Below are 8,366 nucleotides of genomic sequence, written 5' to 3'. Positions count from 1 at the left end.
ATCATCGCACGCCTCGGTGGCTGGAACTGCTACTACAAGCCGCCAGGACCAAAAAACATGCGCGCCGGATGGGCACGCTTCGCCTCCATGGCCACAGGATTCATCATCGCGGCTCAGTCAAATGCGTGAATCCCGTAGCTTCGTTGCCATCGATCGAACTTCCAAGTTCGCCTACACCGAGCTTCACCCCAAAGCCGGCAAGATGGCCGCCGCCCAGTTCCTCAGCAACCTTATCGCCGTGGTGCCCTACACAATCCATACGGTTCTCACCGACAACGGCATCCAATTCGCAAACCGGACCTGCGACATCTATGCCTTCACCCACGTCTTCGACCGTGTCTGTGACGAGAACGGCATCGAACATCGCCAAACCAAGGTGAAACACCCCTGGACCAACGGCCAGGTCGAGCGAATGAACAGAACCATCAAGGAAGCAACCGTGAAGCGCTTCCACTATGAGACCCACGACGAGCTAAACAGACACCTCACCAGCTTCGTCGCGGCTTACAACTTCGCCAAGCGGCTCAAAACGCTCAAAGGCCTCACGCCATATGAATTCATCTGCAAAGCATGGACAAATCAGCCAGAAAGATTCAAGCTAAATCCGCTCCACGAAATGCCGGGACTAAACACCTAGGCGATCCGGCAGCGCCCGAGGCTCTGGCCTGGTGAGTAGCTTGCGGCATTGAGCCAAGTCGAAGAGGGCACAAAGAAGCCTGATCAGCCAGCGACGCAGGAGGCGGAGGTTGTGCCCGGCGCCGGCGAGGACGGCGTTGATGGCATCACCGTCGACGCCGAGCAGGAAGTTCCGCCCAAGGTGGCCATCGGTCTTCATGTGGCCGATCACGGGCTCGATGGCGGCGCGTCGGCGCAGCTCGCGGCGGATTGTGGGGGTGATGCCGCGCTTCTGGCGGGAGATGAAGATCCTTCTGCCTTCGGCTTCGATCCCGTGGCCGCGATAGCCGCGATCGACATAGGCGCGGGCGACGGTGATGCCGGTGATCCGCTCGACCTGTTCGATCTGATCGGACAACGTATGGCCGTCATAGGGATTGCCAGGTCGGCTCTGCATGCCGAGGACAAACTGATCGCCGGGTGCTTACGCATTGGTGGTAGCGATGGAGACCTTCACGCCGAACTCGAAGCGCGTCCTGGCTTTCCCCTTGCCGATGCACTCCACCTCGGGCGCGTGCAGGGAATAGAGCTTGTCGGCACCGCGGTCAGAGCGCTTCTGGCGAAGCAGGCGATTGATCAGGCCCAGCGTCTCGTCGAACGCGGCCTTCTTTTCGGCATCACCTGCGATCTTGCGGGCGGAGCTGCTCAAGGTTCCGCATGCGTTAGCATGTGGAATGGCAGCGGAGGGGATGTCGCGTGCGAGGCGACCGAGCCAGATGCGCAGCTTGCGCACGCGTGCCTCGGCCTCCCGGCGTTTGCCACCATGATGCAGACGCGCCGCCATCGAGCCCGTGATCGGCCACATGAAGACCGATGGCCACCTTGGGCGGAACTTCCTGCTCGGCGTCGACGGTGATGCCATCAACGCCGTCCTCGCCGGCGCCGGGCACAACCTCCGCCTCCTGCGTCGCTGGCTGATCAGGCTTCTTTGTGCCCTCTTCGACTTGGCTCAATGCCGCAAGCTACTCACCAGGCCAGAGCCTCGGGCGCTGCCGGATCGCCTAATTCACGGACGACTCAGTAGCCTCGAGACCGATTTCATAGCGGTCGAGCAGGGACCGGCCCATCGTCATTGTCAGCCACGGGCTGCAGACGACCGGTTGCGGGGTAATCGCACGGATACGCGATTTCAGGGCCGTTTCCTTGATCACTTTCATCTACCCCCCGTCCGGCGATTTGGCGGCGGACAGCGCTTCCCCAATTCATCCCTATAGAACAAAACCGCCTACTCCGACTACGGCAAACTGCGATTTTGGCGGATTCGGTCAAGTTTTTGGCACCAGTTGCTCTCTCGCCCTTACCCTAATCAGGATATCGTCGCGGGAAAGGGAGAACGACGAGGGGGCCGGCCGGAATGAACGAGGGGACAAGCGGAGCCGAAATACTGGCCGAGGCTGGATCTAGCACGGTGATGGGGCGCGCCGCATCACGGAATGGTGCGCTGCTCGCCGCGATCATCATCGCGACGACGCAGCACGTCGCGGTCGACCAGCTTGGCTTCACCGTGCCAGGCGAAGGCCAAGCCTGAATCCTTTTTGTATCAGACCGATTGGAGACAACCGCCTTGATCGCAAACGAAACGCCCGATCTGATTCTCCACAACGCACACCTCGTTGACGCGAAGCATCGGACGCACGCCCGGATCGGTGCGGTTGCGATCAATGGCGGGACGATTGCCGCGATCGGCGACGACGCCACGATCTTTCGGCTCCGCGGCAATCGAACCGAGGTGATCGATCTCGGCGGATCGTTCCTCGCGCCGGGCCTAGTCGATGGGCACGCACACCCGGTCACCGGCAATGATTGGCATATCGGAATTGATCTCTCGCCGGCACGCGACATCGCAGGATTGCGCGCCATCCTCATCGCCGAGGCTGCCCGACTCGCGCCCGATGCATGGATTCGCGGCTACGGGCTTGATCCGATCGCCTTCGCCGGCACCAGGGATATCGCGGTGGCGATCGAGGATGTGGCGGGCGGACGGCCAACCTTCATAATGAATTTCGACTATCATGGGGCGGTGGTCAGCCAAGCGGCGCTTGCATTGGCCGGAATCACTGGACCGCGCCGTTTTGAAGGAGCAGCGAGCATCGTCTGCGACGATTCCGGCCGACCGACCGGCCTGCTGCTGGAATCCGAGGCGATTGATCTGGTCCGCGCGGTGGTGCCCCAGAGAAGCTTCGCCGAACGCATCGCCTCGCTCCGGGTACTGCTCGCACGCATGGCGGCGACCGGCCTCACCGGAGCGCATGTAATGGACGCCAACGGCGATAGCCTGGCCTGTCTCGAAGCACTGGAAGCTGATGGAGGCCTGCCGCTTCGGCTCCACGTGTATCCTTGGGTCAATCCCGGCGCGACGCCTGCGGACCTTGATGCCGTGCTGGCGCAGCAGATGCGGGCCGGGCGGCATTGGCGGATCCAGGGTGCCAAATTCTTCATCGATGGCACGATCGACGGCGGAACCGGCTGGTTACACAAGCCTGACAGCCAAGGCGAGGGAACTGGCGCGTTGTGGCCGGACGTCGCCGCCTACGCCGCCGCGGTTCGGTTCTTCGCCATGCGCGGGATTCAAACGGTAACCCATGCGATCGGGGATGCCGCCGTGCGCTGCGTGCTCGACACGCTGGCCGCTGTGCCGGTGGCGCTTCGCGGGCCCGCGCGGCACCGCATCGAGCATATCGAGACGCTGCCCGACGAGGATATTGGCCGTTTCGCCGCCGCCGCTGTCATTCCCTCGATGCAACCTTCCCACGCCGTGCGCTTTACCCGCGCCGACCAGACCGACAATTGGTCGATCAGGCTCGGTCAATGCCGCGCTGATCGCGCGTGGCGGTGTGCCGACATCGCCGCGACCGGCGCTCCGCTCGTCCTCGGCTCAGACTGGCCGATCGCCCCCTACGATCCGCGCGAAATCCTCGTCTGCGCACGGACCCGCAGACTCGCCGGCGCGAAGGAAGCGAGTGCGGTGCAGCCGCGCCAGGCACTCACGCCGCTTCAGTCACTCGCCGGGCTTACCCTCCAAGCCGCCTATGCGGTCGGCGAGGAGGCGGTCGCCGGGGCATTGCTCCCCGGCATGCGCGCCGACTTCACGGCATTCTCCGTCGATCCCATCGCGGCACCGACCGACGAACTTGCCGCCGCTCCGATCCGCCTGACCATGATGGACGGCAGGATCACCCATGATGCCGCTCAACGAAGCGCCTGAGATGACCCGCGAGATCATTGTTGCCGCCGTGCAGATGGTATGCGGCGTAGACCGCACGGCGAATCCCGACCGCGTCGAGGGGCTGATCGAGCGCGTCGCCGACAACGGCGCGCGACTGATCCTGCCGCCGGAATTGTTCGAGACGCGCTATTTCTGCCAGGATCAGATCGCCACGCATTTCGAGCTTGCATCGGCGGTCGAGGCGAATTCGGCGGTCGCCCGGCTGCGTCGGCTGACCAAGGCTCGAGGGATCGTCATCCCGGTTTCGTTTTTCGAGCGTGCCGGCCAGTGTTTTTTCAATTCGGTCGCGATCGTCGAGGCCGACGGCGAGATCGTCGGGCTTTATCGCAAATCCCATATCCCTGACGGGCCGGGCTATACCGAGAAATTCTATTTCAGCCCCGGCGATACCGGCTTTCGCGTCTGGCTGACCGCGGCTGGGCGGGATCGGGCTGAACGTGATCCAGGGGGCGCGGCTGGCCGGGGCGAACATGATCGTGGGCGTCGATCTGAACAACGGGCGCAAGGCGATGGCCGAGAAGTTCGGGATGACGCACTTTGTGAACCCCGCCGAAGCCGGCGAGGATTTGGTTGCTCACCTGGTCAATCTGACGGATGGCGGCGCGGATTACAGTTTCGAGTGCATCGGCAATGTGAAGGTGATGCGCCAGGCGCTGGAATGCTGCCATCGGGGCTGGGGCACGTCGGTGATCATCGGGGTTGCGGGGGCGGGGCAGGAGATCTCGACCCGGATCAGATAGGCCCGCCGTCCATAGAGAATCGCATAGGGGCAGAGCCGGCGCGGGCTCGCCCGCTCGGCTTCGGCGGCGCGATAGTTCAGCCGGATGCGATACATGCCGAGAATCGCGTGGCGCAGTTCGCCAAGCAGCGCGCGATCTAGCTTGAGGCGCGGGCCGGGGGCGGCGGCGCTGCCTTCGGCCTGCATCAGCGCCTCGATGTCCGGCTCGGCGCGGCGCAGGGCCGCTACCGGCATGGCGAGGCGCATCAGGGCAGCGGCGTCGCGCAGATCGTCGGCACGCGCCGCATCGCCTTTCGCGTCGAGTTCGCGTGCCAGCGTCTCCAGCGTCGCAATCGCCCCGGGACGCGCCGGCACCGCCGGAAGCGCGGTGCGCGGCAGGCGCCAGCGGCGGATGTGATCGTCGCCGTCCAGGTGTTCGAGCTGCGGGAATATCTCGGCCAGCCGGTCGCGCAACCGCTCGGCGGTGCGCCGGCCGATGGAGAGCGCCTCCGCCATCTCGTCGAGCGATAGCCCGGCACGGGCACCAGCGAGGCGCATCGCGAGCTGGAACAATCGTGTCGCCGGTTCATAACGCACGGCGAAAGACTGGCCCGGAATCCGGGGTTGTGCAAGGCCCTGGCCCCGATCCGCCGCGCCCCTCACGGCGCCGTCACCCACGTCCGAACCCGATCGGCCTGGGCGCTCCGTCCCGTTCCGCCGCTTCGGCTTCGAGGGCGGTGAGCAGCGCTTCGGCATTGTCCTCGGTCCCAAGCACCGCCCGCCGTCGCGCGATCCGGCTGAAATCCGCCGGCGTCAAGCGGTCGTACCGCCCCAGCCCTGCCGGCGGTTCCAGCCCGAAATGCCGCCGAAACAGCTCAGCCGCCTGCTCCATCCGAAGCGGCCGGAAGCCGACGCGGATCAGGAACCGCCGTAGGCTCGCCCGGTCCAGCCGTTCCGGCAGGTTGGTGGTGCAGGCGAAGGGCAGGGGATGCTCCTCCATCCAGGTCAGCATCTCGTTAACCTGGCTCACCTCCCAGTTGCGTGCGGCACCGGCGCGCTCCCCGAGCAGGCTGTCCGCCTCGTCGAAAATCAGGAACGCGCCGGTGGTTCGCGCCTCGGCGAAGGCAGACGCGATCCGTGCCTCGGTCTCTCCAACGTAAGGGCCGAACAGGTCCGAGCCGCGCTTTTGCAGCACATCGAGCCCCATCTGCGCCGCGAGGTGCCGGGCGAAGGCGGTTTTGCCGGTGCCGGGCGGCCCGGACAGCAGCAGCGAGACGTTGCGCGGAGCGCCTGCCCGGGACAATTTCATGGCCAGCCCGGCGAGATCGGTATCGGCATGGCTGAGCGCAGGCTCGTAGAACGCTTCGGTCGCCGGTTCGGGCATGACCGCCCGCCCGTGCGCCATCGCCCGGGCGAGATCGGTCGCCACGAGTTCCGCCGTCGCGCCGCCGCCCCCGGCGAGGCGCGTTGCCTTCAACGCCGTGCGTACCACGGAAGGGGCGACCGGAATCAACCGCGCCAGAAGCCGTGCCGTCGCGTCGTCGAGTTCGACCGTCTCGTCCGCAGCCAGTTCCCGCCACAGATCGGCCCGGCGCGATTGCGGCGGCAGGCGGATTTCGATGCATTGGGTCATCCGGCGCAGAATGGCGGGCGAAAACGCCTCGATCTCGTTCGCCGCCCAGATCGTCGGCACTTTCGCGGTCTCCAGCAGGCGGTGGACGAAAATTTTGGGGTCGGGCTCACGGTCGAAGGCGCGGGGGCGGAACAGATCCTCCGCCTCGTCGAACAGATAGAGCGTGTCGCCGGTGCGGCCGGCCAGGCGCTGCGCGAGCAGCAGGTCGGAAAGCCGGTCGCCGCGCGACGGCTCGCGGCCCGACGGGCTGCGCTCGCCGATGACATACAGCTTCAGCCCCAATGCGGCGGCGATGCTGGCCGCGCATTCGGTCTTGCCGGTACCGGGCGGGCCGTAGAGCAGCACATGCACGCCCGATTCGCCGCGCGCCGCCGCAGCACCGATCACCCGAAGCGCGATCTCGATCGGCGCGCCGAGATGACGGAAGGCCGGCCAGTCGAGGCTGGCCTGCCGGGGCGGTCCGAGCAATTCGGCGCGCACGTCGGCATCGCCATGGGTGCAGCCGTGAATGAGGGATATCAGCCGGGACGGCAGTTGAATGTCGCCGTCCTCGTCGAGCCGCACCGAGCCGGAGGCGAGCAATGGCGCCTCGGCGCGGAACCTCGCGTCGATCTCGCCGGCACTGCTGCCGGTCAGCAACGCGAACAGATCCGGATAGCGCCGCAGCACGCCGGGCCGTCCCTGCGCGTTGGCCAGCCCGTCGAACAGGCGCTCGAACCGGTTGTCGAGCCGGTAGCAGTAGACCAGCCAGAACAGCGCCTCGTCCAGCCCTTCGAGACCGAGCGTCTGCGTCACCCGGGCAAAGCCGCGTTCCAGCGCGACCGGCGGCAGGGCGCCGGATGCGCCTTTGGTTCGCGCCGCCAATGCCGCCGCCAGATTCTGCCAGCGGGCAGCGCCGATCGGCCGGCCGCGCTTGCGACGCTCGCTGCGGTCGGCATCGCCGGGCGTGAACAATCGACTGTCCAGCTTCAGCCGCGTGTGGTTGCGCGCCAGCCAGCCGACCAGCACCTCGGCTTCGTCCGAGGCGGGTTCGACAGCGCGGATCACGTTATGCGCGTAGGCGAGCAGCAACGCCGCGTTGGCCCCCTCCACCTCGGGTTCGCCGTCGAAATCGTCCATCTCTTCCAGCAACCACGACGGCAACGGATTTTTGGCCGGGCTCATCGCACGGCCTTCCCGCCATGCGCGCGTGCCTGAAGCAACCCGGCGCGCCAGGCGTCACCGGTGATGACGCGGGGCGTCAGGCAGGGCGGCACGGCGTCGAGCTCGATCATGAGCGTCCCGGAGGGCATCACACGTGCCGAGGCGGCATAGTTGCCGCCGGCGATGGTAACCGGCACATGTGCGAAATCGAGGCTGGATGCGGCGCCGGCGCGCACGACGGCACGGAACGCCGCCTGCGCGGCATCGTGGCGGGAGCAGTCGAGCATGGTCGTCGCCTCCTGCGAAAAACGAATGAGAAAAGCGGCATGGGATTTGAACATCGCGATCTCCATCGCAGACCCGGGCGGCGGGCAGAGCAATTCTGCCCCGGCGATCCGCCAGGTTTGCGACAAGGAAACGGCGATCTCGAAGGACTACGTCATGAGGACTATAAATCACACGGCTACGTCAGAAGTGGTCGTAATAAGCCGAGATTGGGCATTGCCTCGCAGTGCCGCTCGATCGACGAGTGGAGTGATCTTCTCGCCAGTCAGCCAACAGATGCAGGACATCTTCATGCGATTGCCCTCGATGGCATGCGGCAAGTCGATAACGCTTGAAGCTCTGGCGGCTCTGGGAGCGGAGACGCTGGCCGAGGTAATCGTTGCCCATGCCCATGCCCATGCCCATGTCCTACACCCACGCCCGGCGGCAAATGATGGCAGCGGTGACCGTGCTAAAATCTGGCCTGCATTATAAATCGGCTGGGTAAAAATAAGAATGGAGAACGGCTATGGATCAAGCTGCATCATGCATCAGTTCAGGCAGGCGCCCAGCCTCATGTCTCCCCTCATTTTGAGGCCGCAGGCGCCATTTAGCCGAAGAATCGATTGAGGCCTGTCGGCATTCCGGAAGGAATCCTGGCGGCCCGGTTCCGATTCCGATTGTTGCGCGCCGCCGAAATCTCTTGC

General features: G+C 65.4%; 8 protein-coding genes and 4 pseudogenes. 7 read left to right on the top strand and 5 right to left on the bottom strand.

What is annotated here, in order from left to right:
- Nucleotides 1-139: 139 nt before the first annotated feature.
- Nucleotides 140-637, top strand: a pseudogene (locus AiwAL_RS19335) (integrase core domain-containing protein); the annotation flags it as partial.
- Here the strand turns inward: AiwAL_RS19335 and AiwAL_RS20505 are convergent.
- Nucleotides 626-1,033 carry a hypothetical protein gene (locus tag AiwAL_RS20505; protein WP_407932573.1) on the bottom strand — a complete coding sequence of 136 codons (408 nt, stop codon included), beginning with the start codon at nt 1,031-1,033 and terminating at the stop codon, nt 626-628. The pseudogene AiwAL_RS19335 and the gene AiwAL_RS20505 sit on opposite strands and share 12 nt — an antisense overlap.
- A gap of 66 nt (nt 1,034-1,099) precedes the next feature.
- On the bottom strand, nt 1,100-1,480 hold the full coding sequence (locus AiwAL_RS20500; RefSeq protein ID WP_407932574.1) for a hypothetical protein: 381 nt from the start codon (nt 1,478-1,480) through the stop codon (nt 1,100-1,102).
- Here AiwAL_RS20500 and AiwAL_RS19325 point away from each other — a divergent pair.
- A pseudogene (locus AiwAL_RS19325) lies at nt 1,446-1,616 on the top strand (IS5/IS1182 family transposase); the annotation flags it as partial. The gene AiwAL_RS20500 and the pseudogene AiwAL_RS19325 sit on opposite strands and share 35 nt — an antisense overlap.
- A gap of 60 nt (nt 1,617-1,676) precedes the next feature.
- Here the strand turns inward: AiwAL_RS19325 and AiwAL_RS19320 are convergent.
- Nucleotides 1,677-1,832 carry a hypothetical protein gene (locus AiwAL_RS19320; RefSeq protein WP_235706076.1) on the bottom strand — a complete coding sequence of 52 codons (156 nt, stop codon included), beginning with the start codon at nt 1,830-1,832 and terminating at the stop codon, nt 1,677-1,679.
- 197 nt (nt 1,833-2,029) lie between these two features.
- Here AiwAL_RS19320 and AiwAL_RS19315 point away from each other — a divergent pair, with 197 nt between their 5' ends.
- The 4 genes and pseudogenes from AiwAL_RS19315 to AiwAL_RS19300 form a co-directional block, all read left to right on the top strand.
- Nucleotides 2,030-2,203, top strand: coding sequence for a hypothetical protein (locus tag AiwAL_RS19315; RefSeq protein ID WP_235706077.1), 174 nt, complete (start codon nt 2,030-2,032; stop codon nt 2,201-2,203).
- 36 nt (nt 2,204-2,239) lie between these two features.
- Entirely contained in the window at nt 2,240-3,880 is a 1,641-nt protein-coding gene (locus AiwAL_RS19310; RefSeq protein ID WP_262313389.1) for an amidohydrolase, read from the top strand.
- Nucleotides 3,855-4,262, top strand: a pseudogene (locus tag AiwAL_RS19305) (nitrilase-related carbon-nitrogen hydrolase); the annotation flags it as partial. The gene AiwAL_RS19310 and the pseudogene AiwAL_RS19305, both read left to right, overlap by 26 nt.
- Before the next feature lie 55 nt (nt 4,263-4,317).
- A pseudogene (locus AiwAL_RS19300) lies at nt 4,318-4,632 on the top strand (zinc-binding dehydrogenase); the annotation flags it as partial.
- Between the two features lie 657 nt (nt 4,633-5,289).
- Here AiwAL_RS19300 and AiwAL_RS19295 read toward each other — a convergent pair.
- Nucleotides 5,290-7,416 carry an AAA family ATPase gene (locus tag AiwAL_RS19295; RefSeq protein WP_235706079.1) on the bottom strand — a complete coding sequence of 709 codons (2,127 nt, stop codon included), beginning with the start codon at nt 7,414-7,416 and terminating at the stop codon, nt 5,290-5,292.
- Nucleotides 7,413-7,682, bottom strand: a complete 270-nt coding sequence (locus AiwAL_RS19290; RefSeq protein ID WP_235706080.1) for a hypothetical protein — start codon at nt 7,680-7,682, stop codon at nt 7,413-7,415. Before AiwAL_RS19290 ends, AiwAL_RS19295 begins: the two co-directional genes overlap by 4 nt.
- On the opposite strand from AiwAL_RS19290, the gene AiwAL_RS19285 reads away from it, so the two are divergent.
- On the top strand, nt 7,681-8,154 hold the full coding sequence (locus tag AiwAL_RS19285) for a hypothetical protein (RefSeq protein WP_262313388.1): 474 nt from the start codon (nt 7,681-7,683) through the stop codon (nt 8,152-8,154). The two genes, AiwAL_RS19290 and AiwAL_RS19285, sit on opposite strands and share 2 nt — an antisense overlap.
- Nucleotides 8,155-8,366: the final 212 nt, after the last annotated feature.

This window comes from Acidiphilium sp. AL, assembly GCF_025499445.1.
Classification (GTDB): Bacteria; Pseudomonadota; Alphaproteobacteria; order Acetobacterales; family Acetobacteraceae; genus Acidiphilium; species Acidiphilium iwatense.
Note: the sequence above shows the minus strand (reverse complement) of the source record. Positions and strands in the feature narration are given on the sequence as shown.